At 33.5% G+C, this 21,300-nt stretch carries 25 protein-coding genes; 8 read left to right on the top strand and 17 right to left on the bottom strand.

Annotated features, from left to right (window positions below):
* Nucleotides 1-58: 58 nt before the first annotated feature.
* From JJQ93_RS10815 to JJQ93_RS10790, 6 genes are all read right to left on the bottom strand, one after another.
* The gene (locus JJQ93_RS10815) at nt 59-877 is read right to left on the bottom strand and encodes an AsnC family protein (protein WP_274893767.1); all 819 of its coding nucleotides are present in this window, start codon (nt 875-877) and stop codon (nt 59-61) included.
* Between the two features lie 48 nt (nt 878-925).
* Nucleotides 926-1,360, bottom strand: a complete 435-nt coding sequence (locus JJQ93_RS10810) for a hypothetical protein (protein WP_274893766.1) — start codon at nt 1,358-1,360, stop codon at nt 926-928.
* 277 nt (nt 1,361-1,637) lie between these two features.
* A complete protein-coding gene (locus tag JJQ93_RS10805; protein ID WP_274893765.1) occupies nt 1,638-2,195 on the bottom strand; it encodes a stalk domain-containing protein in 558 nt (185 codons plus the stop codon).
* A gap of 56 nt (nt 2,196-2,251) precedes the next feature.
* Complete coding sequence (locus tag JJQ93_RS10800) at nt 2,252-2,866, bottom strand: VanZ family protein (protein ID WP_274893764.1); 615 nt, start codon at nt 2,864-2,866, stop codon at nt 2,252-2,254.
* Between the two features lie 121 nt (nt 2,867-2,987).
* Nucleotides 2,988-3,350, bottom strand: coding sequence for a hypothetical protein (locus tag JJQ93_RS10795; RefSeq protein ID WP_274893763.1), 363 nt, complete (start codon nt 3,348-3,350; stop codon nt 2,988-2,990).
* A 36-nt stretch (nt 3,351-3,386) separates the two neighbouring features.
* Nucleotides 3,387-3,857, bottom strand: a complete 471-nt coding sequence (locus JJQ93_RS10790; RefSeq protein WP_274893762.1) for a hypothetical protein — start codon at nt 3,855-3,857, stop codon at nt 3,387-3,389.
* A gap of 448 nt (nt 3,858-4,305) precedes the next feature.
* Here JJQ93_RS10790 and JJQ93_RS10785 point away from each other — a divergent pair, with 448 nt between their 5' ends.
* Nucleotides 4,306-5,502, top strand: a complete 1,197-nt coding sequence (locus tag JJQ93_RS10785) for an IS701 family transposase (protein ID WP_274893736.1) — start codon at nt 4,306-4,308, stop codon at nt 5,500-5,502.
* Between the two features lie 371 nt (nt 5,503-5,873).
* Here the strand turns inward: JJQ93_RS10785 and JJQ93_RS10780 are convergent, their stop codons facing one another.
* Together JJQ93_RS10780 and JJQ93_RS10775 are read right to left on the bottom strand one after the other, a co-directional pair.
* Nucleotides 5,874-6,569 (bottom strand): hypothetical protein, encoded by a 696-nt coding sequence (locus JJQ93_RS10780; protein ID WP_274893761.1) that lies wholly within the window; start codon nt 6,567-6,569, stop codon nt 5,874-5,876.
* 15 nt (nt 6,570-6,584) lie between these two features.
* Nucleotides 6,585-7,190, bottom strand: coding sequence for an amidase domain-containing protein (locus tag JJQ93_RS10775; protein ID WP_274893760.1), 606 nt, complete (start codon nt 7,188-7,190; stop codon nt 6,585-6,587).
* Between the two features lie 387 nt (nt 7,191-7,577).
* On the opposite strand from JJQ93_RS10775, the gene JJQ93_RS10770 reads away from it, so the two are divergent.
* The 4 genes from JJQ93_RS10770 (at nt 7,578) to asrC (ending at nt 10,818) form a co-directional block, all read left to right on the top strand.
* Nucleotides 7,578-7,877, top strand: a complete 300-nt coding sequence (locus JJQ93_RS10770; protein WP_085112490.1) for a YmaF family protein — start codon at nt 7,578-7,580, stop codon at nt 7,875-7,877.
* A 130-nt stretch (nt 7,878-8,007) separates the two neighbouring features.
* Nucleotides 8,008-9,018 (top strand): anaerobic sulfite reductase subunit AsrA, encoded by a 1,011-nt coding sequence (asrA, locus tag JJQ93_RS10765; protein WP_085112491.1) that lies wholly within the window; start codon nt 8,008-8,010, stop codon nt 9,016-9,018.
* 6 nt (nt 9,019-9,024) lie between these two features.
* Nucleotides 9,025-9,816: an anaerobic sulfite reductase subunit AsrB gene (gene asrB, locus JJQ93_RS10760; protein WP_274893759.1), complete on the top strand. Its 792-nt coding sequence runs from the start codon at nt 9,025-9,027 to the stop codon at nt 9,814-9,816.
* 12 nt (nt 9,817-9,828) lie between these two features.
* Nucleotides 9,829-10,818, top strand: coding sequence for a sulfite reductase subunit C (asrC, locus tag JJQ93_RS10755; RefSeq protein ID WP_274893758.1), 990 nt, complete (start codon nt 9,829-9,831; stop codon nt 10,816-10,818).
* A gap of 17 nt (nt 10,819-10,835) precedes the next feature.
* Here asrC and JJQ93_RS10750 read toward each other — a convergent pair whose 3' ends face one another.
* A complete protein-coding gene (locus JJQ93_RS10750; RefSeq protein WP_274893757.1) occupies nt 10,836-12,239 on the bottom strand; it encodes a B12-binding domain-containing radical SAM protein in 1,404 nt (467 codons plus the stop codon).
* Nucleotides 12,240-12,272: 33 nt separating this feature from the next.
* On the bottom strand, nt 12,273-12,929 hold the full coding sequence (locus JJQ93_RS10745) for an HAD family hydrolase (protein WP_274893756.1): 657 nt from the start codon (nt 12,927-12,929) through the stop codon (nt 12,273-12,275).
* A gap of 227 nt (nt 12,930-13,156) precedes the next feature.
* Here JJQ93_RS10745 and JJQ93_RS13030 point away from each other — a divergent pair, with 227 nt between their 5' ends.
* Nucleotides 13,157-13,243, top strand: coding sequence for a putative holin-like toxin (locus JJQ93_RS13030; RefSeq protein WP_350494259.1), 87 nt, complete (start codon nt 13,157-13,159; stop codon nt 13,241-13,243).
* Nucleotides 13,244-13,375: 132 nt separating this feature from the next.
* On the opposite strand, the gene JJQ93_RS10740 is transcribed toward JJQ93_RS13030, so the two are convergent.
* The 3 genes from JJQ93_RS10740 to JJQ93_RS10730 are packed head-to-tail and all read right to left on the bottom strand — an operon-like array spanning nt 13,376 to nt 15,308.
* On the bottom strand, nt 13,376-14,029 hold the full coding sequence (locus JJQ93_RS10740; RefSeq protein ID WP_274893755.1) for an ABC-2 transporter permease: 654 nt from the start codon (nt 14,027-14,029) through the stop codon (nt 13,376-13,378).
* Complete coding sequence (gene pmtA / locus JJQ93_RS10735) at nt 14,022-14,888, bottom strand: phenol-soluble modulin export ABC transporter ATP-binding protein PmtA (protein ID WP_274893754.1); 867 nt, start codon at nt 14,886-14,888, stop codon at nt 14,022-14,024. Before pmtA ends, JJQ93_RS10740 begins: the two co-directional genes overlap by 8 nt.
* 51 nt (nt 14,889-14,939) lie before the next feature.
* Nucleotides 14,940-15,308: a GntR family transcriptional regulator gene (locus JJQ93_RS10730; RefSeq protein ID WP_274893753.1), complete on the bottom strand. Its 369-nt coding sequence runs from the start codon at nt 15,306-15,308 to the stop codon at nt 14,940-14,942.
* Nucleotides 15,309-15,512: 204 nt separating this feature from the next.
* Here JJQ93_RS10730 and JJQ93_RS10725 point away from each other — a divergent pair, with 204 nt between their 5' ends.
* Nucleotides 15,513-16,565: an NAD(P)H-dependent flavin oxidoreductase gene (locus JJQ93_RS10725; RefSeq protein ID WP_274893752.1), complete on the top strand. Its 1,053-nt coding sequence runs from the start codon at nt 15,513-15,515 to the stop codon at nt 16,563-16,565.
* Nucleotides 16,566-16,602: 37 nt separating this feature from the next.
* Here the strand turns inward: JJQ93_RS10725 and JJQ93_RS10720 are convergent, their stop codons facing one another.
* Entirely contained in the window at nt 16,603-18,144 is a 1,542-nt protein-coding gene (locus tag JJQ93_RS10720; RefSeq protein ID WP_274893751.1) for a DEAD/DEAH box helicase, read from the bottom strand.
* 46 nt (nt 18,145-18,190) lie between these two features.
* Complete coding sequence (locus tag JJQ93_RS10715) at nt 18,191-18,676, bottom strand: GNAT family N-acetyltransferase (protein ID WP_085112497.1); 486 nt, start codon at nt 18,674-18,676, stop codon at nt 18,191-18,193.
* 125 nt (nt 18,677-18,801) lie between these two features.
* Between JJQ93_RS10715 and JJQ93_RS10710 the strand changes: the two genes are divergently transcribed.
* The gene (locus JJQ93_RS10710; protein WP_274893750.1) at nt 18,802-19,212 is read left to right on the top strand and encodes a cell wall hydrolase; all 411 of its coding nucleotides are present in this window, start codon (nt 18,802-18,804) and stop codon (nt 19,210-19,212) included.
* 26 nt (nt 19,213-19,238) lie between these two features.
* Here the strand turns inward: JJQ93_RS10710 and hypE are convergent, their stop codons facing one another.
* On the bottom strand, nt 19,239-20,228 hold the full coding sequence (hypE, locus tag JJQ93_RS10705) for a hydrogenase expression/formation protein HypE (protein ID WP_085112499.1): 990 nt from the start codon (nt 20,226-20,228) through the stop codon (nt 19,239-19,241).
* Between the two features lie 19 nt (nt 20,229-20,247).
* The gene (hypD, locus tag JJQ93_RS10700) at nt 20,248-21,300 is read right to left on the bottom strand and encodes a hydrogenase formation protein HypD (RefSeq protein WP_274893749.1); all 1,053 of its coding nucleotides are present in this window, start codon (nt 21,298-21,300) and stop codon (nt 20,248-20,250) included.

Raw genomic sequence — 21,300 nt, 5'->3', positions numbered from 1 at the left:
AAGTTCCGGAATTCGGCATATTTTTTATGAAATAAATGCCGAATTCCGGAACATCATTTTATAATATATTGCCATGTATGTCTATGATGCCTATGTTTATGGCTGTCATTATTATTTTTATATCATTGTTTGCATCAAACAATATACCTAATTTATTTAGATGGTTTCTCAATGCTCTATCAGATATGCCTACTTCGTCCATTACTACTTTCCTTACCCCATTTCGGACCAATGATGATAGGATAAGCTTATCAGTATCATCGATCTCTCCTCCTATGAAAGACATATTTGCACTTCTACATGATATACATTTTTCAATGTAAATTGCTATGTTTTTTAGTGTAATGCTCTGCTCTTTTATGCTGGGAATCTTTATACGGGATATATCAAGATATGCCACTATTTCTTTGCTATAATGATCTGTAATAGGCATTGCAGTACAATACCAATTCTTAAACAAGTCGCAACAATGGTCTTTTCCGTATAACTGTGCAAGGCTTTTGTATTCCATGGCTATGTTGACTGCATTTGTTCCACTGTCTTCAAGCCTTAGGCTTATGCCTTCTCTAAATTGCAGTTTTTTAAAATCTTCATTTAATTGGTCATTAGCTATAATTTCAATCACATAACCGTCTTTATCACACAGAATAAAGAAATATCCTTCTTCAATAAGCATCCTGTACCTATAGCATTGGTTTACAAAGTTGTTTAACAGCAATATTAAAAAGTTGTTTTCTCTTTTCTTTTTTAACAATGCATCATCATCGATTGTTTTATCAAATGAGTTTTTTTCAGGATTGATATTTAAAAGCAATGATTCCCTATAAGACACAGTCAGCTTACCATTTCCTCTTTTTATAAACATGTCATTGTTCATCAATATCACTCCATCTTTTTACTTTTCAGTTAATCGCAATATCCTCTTTTAATACCAGCGTGCATCGCTTGTATAGTTAGCTTGCTCTAATTGAACTCCATTTCTATAAACTGTACCTTTTGTTACAAGCCTGTAATAATACCCTTCTTCCACATACCATATTTCACTTATGGAGCAACTAATGTCTGTCGATGTGGTTGACCAGCTTTTGATTGTCACCCACTTTCCGTTCTTGTACTGTTGCAAATACGCATCAATTCTGATTTTGTCGACGCTGAAAGCATATAATACGCTGTCGACGGTCGATTTTCCCATTGATGATATGTCGAATGTGTTAGTAAACTGGGATATGGCTATCCAATTAGGCGTTATTGGACTTGTCACTAATTTTTTTGAAATACCATCATCCGCAAAACCAGTGGTTGAAAGTGATGTCACCATTATTATTGTCAGCACAAAAATAGACAAGAATTTTTTAAACACACTATCACCTCACTAATTTTTCCCTCTCATAAATATAAAACAACTTACACTGGATTTCGTTACAGTTTTTTATAAAATTTTTTATCAATTTCAGTATATATGATTTCATTTTAATATTGTCAATTTGAGAACGAAAATATCATTTTTAGGAACGAAAAAGCATTTTTAGCTCTTAATTTTTCTTCAATTGCAAGATAAAAAAATAAGGACAGATTATTTTCTGTCTTTATTTTGTAAGTTACATTTGTCAACAGCTTATTATAGATATGCACTATATTTAATTACCTTGAGCAGCATCTACTGTTATAATACCATCTTTATAATCGACTTTATATCCAAATGCTTCACTTATAACCCTTAGGGGAATATATGTGCAATTATCGCCTAATCTCGCCTTCACCGGAAGTTCATTGATCTTATCATTTATTTTTGCTACCTTTGACCCTATTGTCAACTCTACAGTCGTACTATCTTTTTCTGCTGTTATTGTTTGACTGTCACTATGCCAATTCACTGTTGCACCTAATTTTTCAAAAAATTCACGGGCCGGTACTACTGTAATTCCGTCTATTAAAGTAAATGGCTCCTTAGTAAATTTTATCTCTTGCCCGTTTAACTTGATTTTCGGAACATAAGGAAAATGTATTACAGTGCCTCCACCTGAATCTTTATAAATGATTATGCCATTGTCCATTTCTTGAGAATATCCTGCTTGCATGACAGTTTCTTTGGTTACAGATTTTCCATCATCTTGTACAGCGTAAGCGATGGATCCTGTACATACAACAGCAAAAATAGCAACAAACAAAATACGTTTAAGAAAAGTAAATTTCATCCTCACACCAACTCCTCTTTAATCATATTATCCAAACCAGCCCAGGTAATATACTTCTAGAATTCTCTCTTAATTAAAACTTTGTGAATATGATCCCACACTCCTTTCACCTTTTCATTTGGCGGTATGCTTTTAATATAAAACCAAGAAAGTATACAAAATAAACAGTAACCTAATAATATACCTAATGCATTTAGTATTACATCGTTAGTATCAACCCTTCTGGCAACATAACCAGATAAATAAAATATGTTTTCTAAAAACTGTAGAAGCTCTATCGAAATAGAAAATAAGAACCCTTTCCAAATAACTGATTTCAGATCGACATTACTTATAAACGGCAGTCCAAAACCAAAAGGAACGGTAATTATCACATTCCCCCATCCTTGTACTGAATTAAGATAAGAATATGTCAATTCACGAAATGGAATAAAGTTTAAACCGTTTTTCCAATCAACTCCATCTTTAATCAAGTCATTGTGTTGGAATAATCGAATCGGAAACAAAGTATAGTGAGCTACAGAAAGCAAATATATGAAAAATATCGAAAAACATAATATATATCCAATACTGCGTTGTTTCTTTCTCCACATATAAAAAATTAGCCATCCATATATTAAAACTATCACCGGCATAATAGTTTTAATGTCTATCATTATACCTAATCCCAATTATAACAACTCCTCACAATACCTGCATTAGTGCCTATTTGAACTGTATAAACATGTCATTGTTCATTGTTGCATATTTCGCTAAAATCTATGCAATTTTAGAGTATTAAAAAATATTTAGCTATTTAGTAAATCCTGATTTATTCTTCCTGATATAATTAATAATCATATAAAAAACAGCCATTACAGCAATACAGTAAAATGCCAAAAAATACTGCTGGTTAATAATTAAATATGCTATAGCCATTAAATAATAAATAATCAATATTGTATAAAGAGATAATGCTAAAAAATATCCATATTTTCTTTTCTTTAATAACCCAATTGATGATATAATAAATACAGCTCCAAATATGATACCAATAAAATAAAAATTTGTGCTTAGTATGACATTACTGCCAATTTTAAAGTTTACTCTTTCAAGCATCCTCATAATTGAGTCTAATATATACAAGGCCCCTTGTAACATAACTAATATTGCCACAAAATTCACTATATCACCACCCGATAATTTTATACTTTAATCAAATAATTTCACATTTCCAATTTCATCATACCATACTTTATACCCATCTTTGCTGCTGCCAGAAAACCAATAAACAGGTTTGCTATTCATATTTTTATCTTTATAAAATCTGGCATCTATAGACAGTATATAAAATTTGTCTTCTAATTCTTCCATATTACCTTCTTTAATCGCAAAATCCCTAATTATATGTAAAACATTTAATGCATCTTCTTTTTTACACCTTGAATCAATAATTATAGAAAAATATAAATAAGGTCTGGAATAATAAATTTTATATTCGGTAATACAGTTAGATTCATTTAACTTTTCTTTTAATGCTTTTATGGCACTTGTATTAATATTTTCATTATATATATATTTATGACTAATAATATATTTTGCACTTATTACAATTAAAATTGATAAAGACAAAATTATTAATACTATTAACGAGATTAGTTTATCTTTATTTATTTTAATCACCTCTACATAACCCCAAAATCTACCTAACTATTTTTTCCTCTCATAAATATAAAACAAATTAAAATAAAATTCGTTACAGTTTTTTATAAAAAATTTTTTAAATCAAAGTAAAAATTCATAGATTTTAAAGGAAATTTTTATCAAATCTCGATTTTATAACTTCTAAAAAATGTATACATTTTTTAAACTATATTGTATAATATATAAAAATACAATAATATTTTTGAAGTGGAAGAAAATTATGGTCAATATTATGTATATTTTACAATTCATATATGTTTTATTTTTATTTATCATAATTACTATAGATGAGAAAATTAGCTTACATAAATTACCATAATAAACTTACATGAAAAAATTTAATAAAAAATAGAGACAAATGCTCACTTCTATGGTATTAATATGTTGTTGTCACACTATAACAATATTAAACATAGGAGTGGAGCAAATGTCTCATAATAAAAGAATAACAGAAAATTCATCAATAATCCAGTACTTAATGAAATTAAATTTTGCATTATATTTTACTAAACCTGTTATTCGCCATATTGTAGAATTTATAATTGCTGCCACTCAAAAGGGTTATAGTGGTACTGTTACTGATATAGTTAATTTAAGCTTTGCTAATTGCCATAGAACTACCTTTGGCAAATTCTTAAGTCAAGGTGTTTGGAATATAGAGTATGCATGGAGAGCTATAAGGCGGGAAGTTATTCGTATTATACTTGAATTATCACAAACTTGCAAAAAGCCGATATTTGTGATTTTTGATGATACTATTGCTGAAAAAACTAAGCCTTCGTCACAGGCTAAACATTCTATCCAGGCAACAGGATTTCATCAATCACATTTAAAAGGGAAGCAAGTTTGGGGACATCAGCTTCTTACTATGATGCTATCCTGCGGTAAAGTAGTATTACCTTACTACATCGAACGCTATGAAAAAGGTGGCAAAAGCAAAATCGAAAGAATATGTGAAATGGTATCTATGCTTCCAATACTTAAAGGACCAGCATATGGACTATGTGATTCATGGTACATAAACAAGAAAGTAATAGAAGCGCATTTTGAAAGAGGATACCATCTCATAGGAGCACTAAAAACTAATAGAATTATCTATCCACAAGGCATTAGAATTCAGATAAAAGACTTTGCCCAATATATCGAAAAGAACGAAGTTCACCTCGTTACAGTGAATGGTTCTAGGTACTGGGTATATCGCTATGAAGGAGCCTTAAATGGGATAGATAATGCTGTAGTTCTAATGTGCTGGCCTGAGAAAGCTTTTAAAAATCAGAAGGCTCTACATGCATTTATCTGTACTGATACTGAATTAGATACTGAGACTATTCTAAAATACTATAGTCAGAGATGGCCTATAGAAATATTTTTTAGACAGACAAAGAATAATCTTGGACTAAATACGTATCAAGTACGCTCAACAAAATCAATAGATAGATTATTATGGCTTATATCATTGACATACCTGTATTGTACGACTTCGGGCGACGAATATTACAAATTTGGGCAGGGAATAAAAATGGTTTGTAAAGAAGTACAAAAGCAGCGTATTCAATGGATTTATGAACAAGCTAAAAACTATGTATCTATTGATGAAATTTTAGAACAACTAAAATTAGCATAGGCAGAGTGTATCTATTTAATGGTAATATTTGTTATTAATTTTTCTCATCTATAGATAATTATTAAAGTTTTGATGAATGCAGCAAATTATATTGGTGAAAGGTTAAGATTTGGAGAGTTTTTTATGCACTTATTGCATTTACGAAAAGAGAAAAAATAGTTTTCATAGAATTAATAATGGAACCCGACAGTATGAGGTTCCATTATTAATTCTTAATAGACACTTCATTCTATAATATATTGCCATGTGTGTCTATGATGCCTATGTTTATAGCTGTCATTATTATTTTTATATCATTGTTCTCTCCAAATAACATACCTATAAAACAGATTACACTGGATTTTGTTACAGTTTTTAAAAATTTTTTATATTTATGGTCCTTGTCCGGGTAGATAGTCACCTTTTCTTGAAGTTATTTTCCAAACTCCATCTTCTTTAGCTAAATTGTAGTAAAATCTCATCGTTCCTCCCGGTGTAAATGTAACTAATTTTTTTGGAGCATTCTTTATATCTTCTTGTAATTTTGCTTTCATTTCCGGCTTCATTTCTTCTTTTTTATCACTTGTTTTGTATTTGCTAATATCAATACCTTCCGGAACTAATCCTACAGCGGTTGAATGTCCAGTCACATCAGCTATTACAGTCGCTGTATCACCGCTTACATCAACACTGATAAAATTTATTTTTTCAACTATATTATTCTTGTCCCTATAATCTTTACTTTCTATTTCAGCTTTAACACCCATTTGTAAAATCTGAATTCTGTCAGCCAGAATTCCAGACTTTGCACTATAATATTTTTCTGCTTCTGAAACAACCCTTTGGTACATGGCATCTGCAACGTCACTTGGAACATCTATATCTGGTGAAGTTGTATACGCTTCTGGCAAAATACAAACTGAGGCTTCCATGTTTTCTGCATCACTAATTAATTGTTTTATTTTAATTATATCTTCATTTTTATTTTTATCCTGTAAGCCTGTCAATGACATGATTGCAATTACAGCAATCAATAATACTGCCAAGCTTATAAGAATGCTTTCTTTAGTTACTAATTTTTTATTCATCAATTTGCACCTCCCTTAATTTGGTCTTATTACTGCTATAGTAGTTGTTCTCCAATTTTTATTATAAGCTTTTAGATGCCAAATTGCCCATTTTCTATCAGTTGTATGTTGATCCTGTAAATTACCATAATAAGGCGAATTGGGATCTTGACCGTAATCTGCTACTATTGCCGCGTGAGACCATCCCTCACCTGTGCCCCAATCATATATCAGCACATCACCAAATTGTATTAAACTATTGCTATCTGGTTGATAATCTGGACCCCAATTGCCAATATATGTTGCCCCTTGATAATTATCACCTTCATAATATAGTAACCACGACATAAGATCCTTTGCTACAGACCAAGCATTCCCCCAATAAAAACCAGTTAAATTTTTATAGATATACCAACCATGTATATCATCAAAAGGAAGTCCTCCACCTTCATGAAGGCATTGTGAAACAAAATCAGCACAATCAGAATTCCAATTTGTTGGATAATTACTATTTCGTCCCAATGCCCACGCATCAGCATAAATCGTCGCATTGATTCTATCATAAGAAGCATATACATTAGAAGTCATAAACAATGATGTCACTACTATTATTAAAGTCATCAAAATTCTAGTACGTATCATTTTTTTCACCATCCTTTTAATTTATACATTTTTTAGGTACATTTTTAAAAACTTGTACCTTTGTCAAATAAAGAATATAAATTTTAAACATTAGCCACAAAATTTGCTTTTGAAATTTTAAAGTTATTGTTGGAATTTACCGGTAAATCCATTAAGTAAATTATACACTTATTTTTTATAAGCTATATCCATTGAGCAAGCTATTAATTTTTTCTTAACTTCATTATACAAAATTTCATTTGAATATTGTCAATTCAGGAACGAAAATATCATTTTAAGGAACGAAAAAGCATTTTTTAGTCGTTTCATTTATTTGTATATATTATCACTATATCAACATCAAACATATAATGTAAAATACAACAATATATTTTGGAGGTATATATTATGTCAGATGGAGATAAGCATTACCACGATTATTTTGGTACAACCAGCACAGTGTTAGAGCACAACCATGATTACAAAGGATGTACCAGCTATGCCATACCATATGGCACAAGCCATATACACTATTACTCTGGGTACACGTCTATAGCCAAAAATCATAAACACTATGTAAATGGATACACAGGACCTGCCATAAGGACTAAAGATGGCCACGTCCACAAAATGGATGGCAGAACATCTTACGATAAAGACCATTATCATAATTACAGCAATTGCACTTCAAAGCAAATATACAATTGATATACTCCCTCTTTTGAGGGAGTTTTTATATTATTTGTGAGATATATCACATAAAAATTTGCGATTTTATGATAAAATTTTGTTAAATAAATAACCATTAGTCATGAAAACAGCAATACGAGGTGATATGATGGGTATTGAATTAGATGTAAAAAGTTTTGACGATGCCCTGAAAATATTAAGCAAAGATTACAAAATATTTGCTCCTATAAGGTTAAAAGGAAAAGGTTCATTTTCTGATACTGATCTTGTGACATACGGAGAAATTTCTTCCTATCGAGATATAGAATTAAGCGAAAAATCAAGGTATTCCCCAAAAGAGGTGATTTACCCTATAACACAAACCCTATTTTACTTTACAGAAGATGAATACAAAGAACCTGAAATTGACGATAAAGGAATCATCGTCTTTTTAAGACCTTGCGATGCTAACTCATATCTAAAATTAGACAATATTTTTCTAAAAAATGGTCCTTATGAAGATAATTATTACAAAAGGCTGAGAGATAAAGTCAAGTTCTTTGTCATAGAGTGCACAAAGGGCTTTTCTACTTGTTTCTGTGTGTCAACAGGTTCTAACAAGTTTTTAGATTATGATGTTTTTTTCCGGTTTGACAATGACAAGATAACATGCGATGTAAAAAACGACGAGTTTAGCTATGCTTTTTCAGGCAAAGAAGTGGAATTCACTCCAGAATTTATAGAAAAAAATGAAATCGAAATTAAATTGCCTGATGTAGACAAAATATCTCGAAATATAGAATATGTATTTAATCATGAATTGTGGGACGAATACACGAAAAGATGCATAGCTTGCGGAAGATGTACTGTATCATGTCCTACATGCAGTTGCTTTTCAATGCAAGATATATTTTACAAAGATAACCCTAAATGCGGAGAGAGAAGGCGGGTATGGGCTAGCTGCATGGTAGATGGATTTACTGATGTGGCAGGAGGTCACAGCTACAGGCAAAAATACGGTGAAAGAATGAGGTTTAAGGTGATGCACAAGATATACGACTACAAAAAACGCTTTGGCACAACAATGTGCGTAGGATGCGGAAGGTGTGACGATGTATGTCCAGAGTACATTTCATTTATAAAGATCGTGTCAAAAGTCACTGATGCAGTAGAGAGGTGAATCAAAATGGCAAATATATATATGCCAAGAAAAGCAGAAATATTGTCTATAATTCCTCAAACGGATATCGATTATACTTTTAGGCTAAAATCCAATATTATGCCAAAACATGGACAATTTTTACAAGTATCTATACCCAAAATCGGTGAAGCCCCAATATCGATAAGCGATTACACTGATGAATACATCGAACTTACCATAAGAAAAGTAGGCACTGTAACAGATGCTATACATGAATTAAAACCAGGCGATTTCTTGTTTATAAGAGGCCCATATGGCTACGGATTCCCTATTGAAGATTTTAAAGATAAAAATGTAGTGATCGCCGCTGGCGGTACAGGTCTTGCACCTGTCAAAAGCATAATAAACAGGTATTACAGAAATCCTAAAGAGATAAAAAAACTCAATATTTTGGTAGGTTTTAAATCCCCGAAAGACATACTCTTTGAAGACGAAATAAAAAAATGGGGAAAAAGTTTTGATGTCTTATTGACTGTTGACAATGGAGATGAAACGTGGACAGGAAATACAGGTTTAATCACAAAATTTATACCAGATTTAAGTATCGAAAGCCCTAATGATACGATCGTAATTGTCGTAGGTCCACCTATGATGATGAAATTTACATGCCTTGAATTTTTAAAGCGAGGTATACCAGAGGAAAATATATGGGTATCTTTCGAAAGAAAGATGTCATGCGGCATAGGAAAATGTGGCCATTGCAAGATAAATGAAACATACGTTTGCCTTGAAGGTCCTGTATTCAACTATACAAAATCTAAACAACTTCTCGATTAAAGGGGTGAAATAATGATTCTCGATATCGATACAAAACTTTTAAAGAAAAATGCTTATAGAGTAACAAAGCAAAGAGGCATAACGGCTCTTAGAATAAGGGTCCCCGGAGGAGATCTAAATATAAAGTATCTCGACATAATAAAAGAAATAGCTGAAAAGTACGGCAATGGAACTGTTCACATTACAACACGTCAAGGTTTTGAAATACCAGGAATATCAATGGAGAAAATTGACGAGATAAATGAGCTTATATCCCCTATTATAATAGGACTTAAAGATGAAGGTGTCCAAATAGAAGATGAAGAAGGAGGATACCCTGCCGCAGGCACAAGAAACGTGTCGGCTTGCATCGGTAATCGGGTATGCCCATTTGCCAACTACGATACAACAGCACTTGCATTAAAGATAGAAAAGCTAATATACCCTAATGACTATCACGTAAAAATCGCAGTCACTGGTTGCCCCAATGATTGCATAAAAGCCCACATGCAAGACATAGGCATCATAGGTCAAGTTGAACCAATTTACGATCCATCAAGATGTATCGGGTGTCAAGCATGTGTAAAGAACTGTAAAAGAAGAGTGACTGGTGCCCTTACTTTTGAAAACTTCAAAGTCGTAAGGGATCCCAATAGATGCATTGGTTGCGGCGAATGCATATTGAAGTGTCCAACTTCTGCATGGACAAGAGGTGAAAAGTACTATAGACTCGTCATAATGGGTAGAACAGGCAAGAAAAACCCAAGACTGGCGCAGACATTTATTGAGTGGGCAGACGAAGAATCTGTGCTAAAAATAATAAAAAACATGTACGACTTTATCGATAAATACATCGACAGAACCTTAGATAAAGAGCATGTTGGATATATTGTCGATAGGGAAGGATTTAAAAAGTTTAAAGAAGAAGTATTAAAAAACGTCAAACTGCCTAAAAAAGCTAAAGTAGCAAATCATATAGATTACACAGGTTATAGATACGAAAGAAATACAATATACGATTAAGATAAGCCACTTACGGCTTATCTTTTTATCCATTTAGTATTGATATCGCTACTTCCTTTAAACCTTGATTTTAAATTGCCGACTAAATTGAACACTCCATGTGATAAATTGTAAATAAATCCAATAGCCTTGTCATCAAATTCATAATTGTAGTTTAAAGAATTCCCTTTATACAAGCCTTTTTCTTTCATATCTCTTTCAATTTCTGTCCCTGCTAATGGCAAGAGTCTACTTACAGGGTAATAGTCAAGCCTTTCCTTGCCTATCAATTTTACTGCATTATTTATAAAAGAAATGTTTTCGCTAAGCTCTTTAAAATTTATATGCGGATCGAACATGATAAATCCCATAGATATATAAAGCTCTAAATCATTTAAAATCTTTAAAGCATTTATATTGTCCTCAACCCTTACATCTTTTTTAAAACGGTCAAGAACTGTTTGCGATCCTGATTCAACACCTAAAAATACTCTTTTAAGCCCAGCCTTCTTTAGAATGGAAAAAAGCTCCTTATCTACATCGTTTACTCTGCATTGTATGCTAAAATTGATATTCATGCCGCTTCTTATGATTTCCTCGGCTAATCTATATGCCCTTTCATAACTTTTGCCTTTGCCGCCTACAAACTCAGCATCGTTGAAAAATAAATTTCTTACATTGTATTTTTCATATAGCATTTTTATCTCATCAATGACATTCTCTACGCTTCTTTGCCTATACTTTTGTCCAAACTGGGAAAAAAATGGCCCAACGCTGCAAAAGCTGCATCTTCCATAGCATCCTCTTGATGTAAGTATTGATGCAAAACCTGACTTCAAGATTACTATCGGAAGCGTATCTCTTTCAGGATATGGCATACTATCAAGGTCATCTATGAGAGGTCTTTTGTCATTTACCTTTAAAGTATCGCCGTCCTTATAAGCTATGCCTTCTATATCCTTCCATTCTTCATCTTTTAGTATCTTTTTTGCAAGCTCTGTAAAAGTGAGCTCTCCTTCACCTAAAACAACTGTGTCAATCTGAGGGCACTCCATCAATATCTCATCGTATGAAAAAGTAGGGTATATGCCACCTACAGACAAATGCCCTTTATAACCCGTCTCTTTTATTCTTTTTATGAACCTTAAAGCTTCAATCGCACTATCTTGAAATGGTATGCTTACACCTATCAATTTTGGCTTGTCTTGCTTTATATCGTAAATAACATCATCTGGAAATAAATCATAAAGTGGCATGTCCACTATCTTTACACTGATGTGCTCTTTTCTAAGAAAAGCTGCTATATATGCAAGTCCTAAATGTTCGTATTTATCTTTCATACTTGATGATGGAGGATTTATAAGAAAAACATCGTACTGCTCCATTGTATCAATTCCTTTCAAATTTCCAACAATACACAACAAATATATATTTCTACACAAATCTTAAAAATCCTCCAAGCATATGTAACAATTTTATATATTTTGCAATTTTTCGTAGTTCAATTCAGAGAATGAACGTATAACCATGTCCGCCATACTTATGTCTTGATCTCCCGAATTAGGATTTATAAATCCCACTACTTTCATGCCAGCGCTTTTTGCAGCCAAAACTCCTTTATTTGAGTCCTCTATTACTATGCACCTTTCAGGTACAATATTAAGTTTTTCTGCCGCATAAAGAAAAATATCAGGATATGGCTTACTTCTCTGTACAAAATCACCTGATACAAGCTTGTCAAAATAGCTTTCAAGCTTGAGTCTTTTTACAACAAGTTCAATTACATCAATAGGTGATGATGAAGCAACTGCAAGTTTCACTTCTCTTGAATACAATTCTTTTACAATTTCGTCTATGCCTTCTATAGGTTTTACTGCATCGTCATTTTCTGATATATAGTCAAAATACCTTTTTCTGTCCATCTCAACAAGTTCTTCAACCGTAAGGGGCACATTGCACTTATTTTTTACATATTCCCACATATAGTGAGACGTTGTCCCTACAAACGAAATATGCTCATCAAAAGATATATTGGCTCCTATTTCCTTGAAAATCTCTTCTTCCAATTGTATGTGCAGTGGCTCACTGTCGATTAATACACCATCCATATCAAAAATAACTGCTTCAAACACTTTAAGCACTCCTTCTCCCTTTATTCGCTACACATATAGTATATAAATTATTTAATCTCTTGTGAAGCCCTCATATAATTACTGTCGTTTTCCTTAATCCAAATGATGTGCTTTACTATTGCAAAAAATTTTAGACACTACATATATCTAAATATGTTATAATTATACTTGAGGTAGTCGAACAAGCAGGGTGCGGTTGCCACTATCCTTATAAGGAGGTGGTTGCTATGATAAATACATATCAAGCATTGTCTTTGATGATAATGTTTGGAATGTTAATTATAGCAATCCTCGATTTTAAGAGGAAGAAATAACCGCCCTGCTGAACCCAGAGCGGTTAAAATTTAAACCGTCTTTTGGGGCAACCGCATTTTGCGGACGGCTGCCTCTTTATTTTTATTATAGCATAATTTTCAAAAAAATAAACTAAAATTTTAAATTAAACCTTAAAATTCGCGTGAATTGTATATTTTTACTGAAGTCATATATGAAAAAGCATAAATGAGAAGTGCCATTATAATCAGTTCATTTGCCACAAATGTATTTGATTGATTCTTAAAAAGCGTGATTAAAGAATTTAATACTTGAGAGTTCGTTCCATACTTGTCTATTACACTTATTAATCCCGTAACACCAAAAAACAATCCAAAAAACATGACAAAGTTTATCCATCTCGTCTTGATGTATCCGAATTTAAAATAAAAAGGCAGGTATATACCATAATAAACAGCTAATCCAAAAATCAAAACTGGTTCAATCGTCAATGTGGAAAACCTTATAGGTAACTGAAGCAAATTTCCAATACCCACTACTATTATATATTCTATTGCACCTAATGCAGCAAACAGAAAAACGGATACGTATTTTTCCATTACTAAAATAGAACGCTTGATTGGGAGGCTGGCTAAAACAATTTCGGATCTGTTTTTCTCTTCATATGAAGCGGCAGTAAGCACGAAAATGTATGGAAATACAAAAACAGTCAATACGCCGCCTAAATTATTGCTGCTGAAGGCAAATGAATAAATTGCTGCCAACAATATGCCGTATAAAAATTGCTTTTTCTGCACTAATATATCTTTCAACAATAGACTATACATTAAAATCCCTCCTGGTATAATAGAGCATTACATCTTCCAACGTAGGCTTTTCAATTAACACCTTATCGCCTAAAATTCTTTTCATTTGCTTTTTGTCGTCTACAAGACCTTCAAAGCCAAAATTGTTTATCTTGACTCCAACAAATCTCTTTTTTATCTCATCATCTAACAATTCTTTGTTGCCTTTTATCAAGCCGTAATTGTCTAAAATCTCATCTTTTGAAGATGATAGTATTATCTCACCATTGTCAATCAAAACTATATAATCAGCTATCTTATCTAAATCTGATGTTATATGTGTAGAAAAAAACACGCTTTTGTTTTCATCCTGAATAATATTCGAAAGAATGTCTAAAATTTCACTGCGAACAACAGGATCAAGCCCTGACGTAGGCTCATCCATTATCAATAAATCGGCATTATGAGAAAGAGCAATCGCCAGTGAAAACTTCATCTTCATTCCCTTCGAGAGATCTTTTATTTTCTTTTTTGGCGGTATATCAAATTTTTTAATATACTTACTGAATAAATCATCATCCCATTCTTTATAAAATGATGCAATTATTTCCTTCATTTCTAAAACAGTCAATTCTTCATAAAAATAACACTCGTCGTACACAAAACCTATCTTATTTTTCACTTCCATCTCATGTTTTATATTATCCTTTCCAAAGACCTTTATTTCACCGCCATCTCTTTTTAATAAGTTCATTATAAGCTTTATAGTAGTGCTTTTCCCGGCGCCATTTTGTCCTATAAATCCCATTATATATCCTCTATCAAGTTTGAAACTTATATCTTTCAAACTAAAACCTCTATAATTTTTCCTCAGATTTTTAACCTCCAATATCGGTTCCATCATACAACCTCCTAAAACTTATTGATAGATACTTAATCTGTAAGATAAATTTCATTCATATAAAAGTCTCAGCATCTCTTCCATTTCTTCTAACTTTAAATCAATAGCTTTTCCCGCCTCAACAGCCTCAGAAAGTTTCTCCTCTACAATTTTTAATCTCATCTCTCTCATAAATTCTTTATTTTGAGCGGCTACATATGATCCTTTGCCAGGTTTTGTAACAATGTAACCTTCCTTCTCAAGGTCTTCATAAGCTCTTTTTGTCGTGATAACGCTTATCATAAGTTCTTTTGCAAGATTTCTAATTGACGGAAGTAATTCTCCTTCTTTAAGTTCACCGCTTAAGATTGAATTTTTAATCTGCCTTTTTATCTGTTCATATATTGGCTCATCAGATGAATTCGAAATTATAATGTTCATTTACATGCAAATCTCCTTCTTTTAACTGTATATAGTTAATACTGTATATATATATTATATACAGTATTAACATCAATGTCAATCACATCTATGTATTTTTTTCTTGACTCTCCATCAAAATAATGTTAGAGTAACTTTATAAAATCATATGAGGAGGAATTTACAATAGATATCAATATTAAAAGTTTAAAAATCGGCGATTTAGTGGCAAAATTACCAATAATCCAAGGTGGCATGGGCGTAGGAGTGTCACTAAACAATCTCGCTTCTGCCGTAGCCAATGAAGGTGGCATCGGCGTAATATCTGCAGCAGGTATTGGCATGTTGGAAAAAGATTTTGCTACAAATTACATTGAGGCAAATATAAGGGCACTTAGAAAGGAAATTAAGAAAGCCAGAGAAAAAACTAAAGGTATAATTGGCGTTAATATAATGGTAGCACTTTCAAATTTTGCTGATATGGTTATAACATCAATAGATGAAGGAATTGATATAATCTTTTCCGGCGCAGGACTTCCATTAAATCTCCCTAAATTTTTGAATAAAACATCTAAGACTAAATTAGTACCTATTGTTTCATCTGAAAGGGCATTCAATCTTATAGCAAAAAGATGGGTGCAAAAATACGATTATTTGCCAGATGCTGTTGTCGTTGAAGGTCCAATGGCTGGTGGTCACTTAGGATATTCAAATGAGCAAATATCAAATCCTGACTATTCTCTTGATAAAATACTAAAAGACGTATTAGAAAAAACAAGACAATATGAGAAAATCTCAGGAAAGCAAATACCTGTCATTGCTGCTGGTGGAATATATACAGGTGAAGACATATACAAATATCTAAAAATGGGTGCTGCTGGTGTACAAATGGCCACGCGTTTTGTCACAACCGATGAATGCGATGCGTCAGATGAATTTAAAAAGTCATATCTAAACTGCAAAAAAGAAGATATAGCTATAATAGAGAGTCCTGTCGGTATGCCAGGTAGAGCAATCATTAATAAGTTCCTTAATGATGTAAAATCAGGTGAAAGAAAACCATATAAGTGTTTGTATCACTGCATTAAGACGTGTGACTATAAAAAAAGCCCTTACTGTATATCGCAAGCACTTATAAACGCTCAAAAAGGACTTATGGCAAATGGATTTGCATTTGCAGGGGCCAATGCCTATAGAGCGGATAAGATAATACCCGTTAAAGATTTAATTAATACTCTCATGGATGAGTATAATAAAGCGCTTTATTTAAACATATGACTATTAAAAAGACTGCCGTATTGGCAGTCTTTTTAAATTATTTTCTGGGCTTTGAAATCTCTACGCTTATTCTTTTACCATCGATTGTTTTACCAGATAATTGGTCAATTATATTTTTTGCAGCGCTTCTGGCCACATTTACAAACGAAAATTTTTCAAATATGTCTATATCCTGTATATCATTTTTTGAGATGCGGCAATCTGAAAAAAGCTTAATTGCCGTCCTCTTATTGAATTTGTCTTTTCTTCCTAAATTGATAAACAGCCTTAAATAATCCCGTTCAATGTCATTTCTATACACATCTTCCCCATAATACATATCCATCAAAGCTGCCGCAACATCTACAAGGTTGTATTCTTCGTCAAGCTCCATTGCCAATGGCACAAACCTTTTATAATCATTTTTCTCCAATGTCTTTTTGATTTCAGCTATCATTTTATTGTACTTGACTTCCAGTATGTCATCTACAGTTGGCAGTTCTTTTCGCTTTATTTTGCATCTTGTGGCTTTTTCTATCCTCTTCAATGCTGGATACTCCCTTGATGTCACTAATGTATAAGCGACACCGCTTCGATTTGCTCTTCCTGTCCTGCCAATTCTGTGAACATACGATTCTACATCTTGTGGCAGATTGTAATTTATGACATGTGTCACATTCTCAATATCTATGCCTCTTGCTGCTACATCAGTCGCCACTAAGAAATCCAAAATACCTTCTTTGAATTTCCTAAGCGTATTTATCCTTTGATTTTGGCTCATATCACCGTGCATACCTTCAACATTGTATCCTCTCGACTGCATATTTTCTGTAAGCTCATCAACTTCCTTTTTCGTTTTGCAGAAAATTATCGTACTTGACGGCTCTTCAACATCTAATATTCTGCAAAGAGATTCAAACCTTTCTTGGTTTTTCACCTCGTAATAAAAATGCTGGACTGTTGAAACGGTCATAGTCTTTTTTACGATAGAAATAAATTTTGCATCGCTTTTCATGTATTTCTTTGCAAGATTCTTTATTTCATCCGGCATCGTGGCAGAAAACATCATGGTCTGTCTTTCTTTATTTGTATGGTTTATGATTTCTTTAATATCATCTATAAATCCCATATCCAGCATTTCATCTGCTTCATCTAAAACAAGGTACTTCACATCGTTCAATCTCAATATATCCCTCTTAATAAGGTCGAGAACTCTGCCTGGAGTGCCAATTATTATATCTACGCCTCTTTTTATTGCTTTAATCTGCCTATCTATTTGCACGCCACCATAGACAGGAAGCAATCTCACTTTAGAATACTTTCCAATGCGGGCCAATTCATCATTTACTTGTATTGCCAACTCTCTTGTAGGAGTCAAAACAAGGCAAAACACTTTCCCCTCATTTGAACCAATATTGTTTATGATAGGTGCACCGTACGCTAGCGTCTTGCCGGTTCCTGTCTCTGCCTGTCCTATTACATCTGAGCCCTGCAACAACACAGGTATTACTTCCGACTGTATTTTAGATGGCTCTTCAAATCCCATATCATCGATAGCTTTTAAAATTTTTTCATTTAAATTTAGTTTCTTAAAATCCATTAATCTTTTGTCTCCTTAATATTTTTTATTCACCTGGTATTATTTTTTACAAAATCAACTGCAATATGTGAATATCCAGGTATCTATTAAACTTGTAACCTAATTCCTTTAATGTACCAACAATTTTGAAGCCGTACTTTTCGTGCAAGTGAATGCTTACATCGTTGCCTTCAGATATTCTGGCTATTATAGTGTGAAATTCATTTTCCTTTGCGTGTTCTATAATCTTCTTGATTAATTTATCCCCAATGCCACGTCCCTTGTACGACTCATCAACGTAAATCGAGTCTTCCGCCACAGCCCTATAGCCGCATTTTTCAGACCAAATGGATAATGACGCCCAGCCTACAACAATGTCGTCTTCTATTGCCACAAAAACAGCATATCTGTCATTGTGGGCCTCAAACCACTTTTTATGATACTCTAATGGCCTTGGTTCAGTATCAATTGTTGCTGTCGTGTTTAATACAGCTTGATTGTATATGTCATTTATCCTTTCAATATCATCTATATTAGCTTTTCGAATGATCATAAAGACCGTTCCTTTCAATCAAATTGGCTTTAAAAGAATCCGATATAAATACTTTAACATATAATGCTGAAATTGCATATATATAATCAAAATAATTTTTAAAAATTCTCATGGAGATGTATTATATGAATAAGAAATCGATTGATATAAAAAAACACTCATTCATAGTAAATGCTGATTACAATGATGTTTTGCTTTTAGCAAAATTAATTCAGGCAGAAGGCGAAAGCGAACCAATGATTGGAAAAGTTGCCATAGGAGCCGTCATCGTAAACAGAGTGCAAAATCAAAATTTCCCTGATACAATATCTGAAGTCATATTTGAGCCTGGACAATTTGAAAGCGTAACAAATAACCGCATATTCAATGTAGAAAACATAGATGAGGAATGTATTATTTCAGCTTTAAAAGCATTGGAAGGAGAAGACCCGACAGATGGTTCTCTGTACTTTTACAATATGTATACAGCAACAAACGATTGGATTAAATCAAAAAAAGTAAGCGTTGCAATAGGAAAACATAATTTTATAGCATAAGAAAGCAGGGCCATGCCCTGCTTTCTTCAGCATATTCTGGGGAGAAGTTCGCCAATTGGTCTATCAACGATTCTATTTGTGCCATAGACTGTTTCTATCGTCACAAGACCAGAATCATCGATTTCACCTATAATAGCGGCATCTTTACCGTATTTATCCTCTTTCATTATTTCCAATGCCTTATAAGCAAAATCTTTATCAACTACACACACAAGCTTTCCTTCATTAGCAAGGTGCAGATAATCGATGCCTAACATACTACAAGCCGATTTTACGCTTTCTTTCACAGGCAGCTTATCTTCATGTATTTTGATTCCCACATTGCTCATGCCAGCTATCTCGTACAGAACTTCCGCAACACCGCCCCTTGTAGGATCTCTTAAGATTTTCACAGCATCTCTAAGAGCCATAAGCTTCTCCACCATTTTATTTAAAGGTGACACATCAGAAAGAAGAGGAGGGTCAAAATCAAGCCCTTCCCTGGCACCCATCACTGCCATCCCATGATCTCCAATTGTCCCCGAAACTATCACTACATCTCCAGGTTTTCCGTTTTTAATAGACACGTAAGCTCCATCAGGTAAAATGCCTATTCCGGCAGTATTTATGAAGATTCCATCTGCACTGTTTTTCTCCACGACCTTTGTATCACCTGTCACAATTTGTACACCAGCTTCATTAGCGGCATCTACCATAGAGCCGACTATCTTTTTAATGTCATCAACCGGAAATCCCTCTTCAATTATAAATGATGCACTCAAGAAAAGAGGCTTTGCACCACGCATGGAAATATCATTTACAGTACCGCATATTGCCAACCTTCCAATGTCACCACCTGGAAAGAAAACAGGCTTTACTACAAAGCTGTCTGTAGTAAAAACGGTCTTACCCGGCAGCAATGCTGCATCTTCCATCTGATTTAGATATTCGTTATTGAACTTTTCTATGAATATTTCGCTTATGAAGCTTTGCATCATCGAACCACCGCCACCGTGTGACATCAATACCTTATCCATATACCGTTCCTCCTCGATTTTACTCGCCGTACTTGTAGTACGCCGCACAAGATCCTTCTGATGAAACCATGCAGGGACCAACAGGATTTAAAGGTGTGCAAGCTTTGCCAAACAGTGGGCATTGTTTTGGCGTTATAATCCCTTTCAGCACATCACCACAGCGACAGCCTTTTATCTCTGTACTGCTATTGGGCTTTTTAATCTTAAATTTTTTCTCTGCATCGTATTCGCTGTACTTATCACGTATCCTAAGCCCTGATCCTTCTATCATGCCAAGGCCTCTCCATTCAGCATCGCTTTCTTCAAAGACTTCATCCATCAATCTTTGTGCATCAGTATTTCCTTCCTCTTTTACGACCCTTTTATACTGAATTTCTATCTTAGGATCTTTTAAGTTTTTTAAAATCATTACGACGCTCATCAATATGTCTGTTGCTTCAAATCCAGATACGACACCGCCAATATTGTATCTATCAACCAAAAAATTATATATAGTGCTTCCTGTTATGGCACTTACATGGCCTGGAAGTAGAAATCCCTGAATGTCTGATCCATTTACAACAAGTGCCTCCAATGCCTTTGGCATTGTCTTATGAAGACAATACACACTGTAATTCTTTATTTTTTTTGTGTACGCTTCTTTTATAGTCATGGCGACAGACGGGATTGTCGTCTCAAAGCCTATCCCAATAAAAACTACCTCTTTACTTGGGTTTGCCATAGCATAATCCAGTGCATCAAGTGGTGAATAAAACACCCTCACATCTCTGCCTTTCGCCCTCTCCTCTTGCAGCGAAGAATTATTTCCAGGCACTCTTACCAAATCTCCAAATGTGGCAATAGTCACTCCTTGACTTGCCAAAGATATTGATGCATCAATCTCATTTTGTGCCGTCACACAGACAGGACATCCTGGCCCCGATATGAGTTTTATATTTGGCGGCAATATCTGCCTTAAGCCGTATTTCGATATAGCCATAGTGTGAGAACCGCAGACTTCCATTATTTTAATAGATTCTCCAGTATTATACCTATCTATAAGCTCTTTGGCTGTATTTATGATGCCTTGCAT

The sequence above is a fragment of the Thermoanaerobacterium sp. R66 genome (genome assembly GCF_028895185.1).
Taxonomy (GTDB): domain Bacteria; phylum Bacillota; class Thermoanaerobacteria; order Thermoanaerobacterales; family Thermoanaerobacteraceae; genus Thermoanaerobacterium.
Note: the sequence above shows the minus strand (reverse complement) of the source record. Positions and strands in the feature narration are given on the sequence as shown.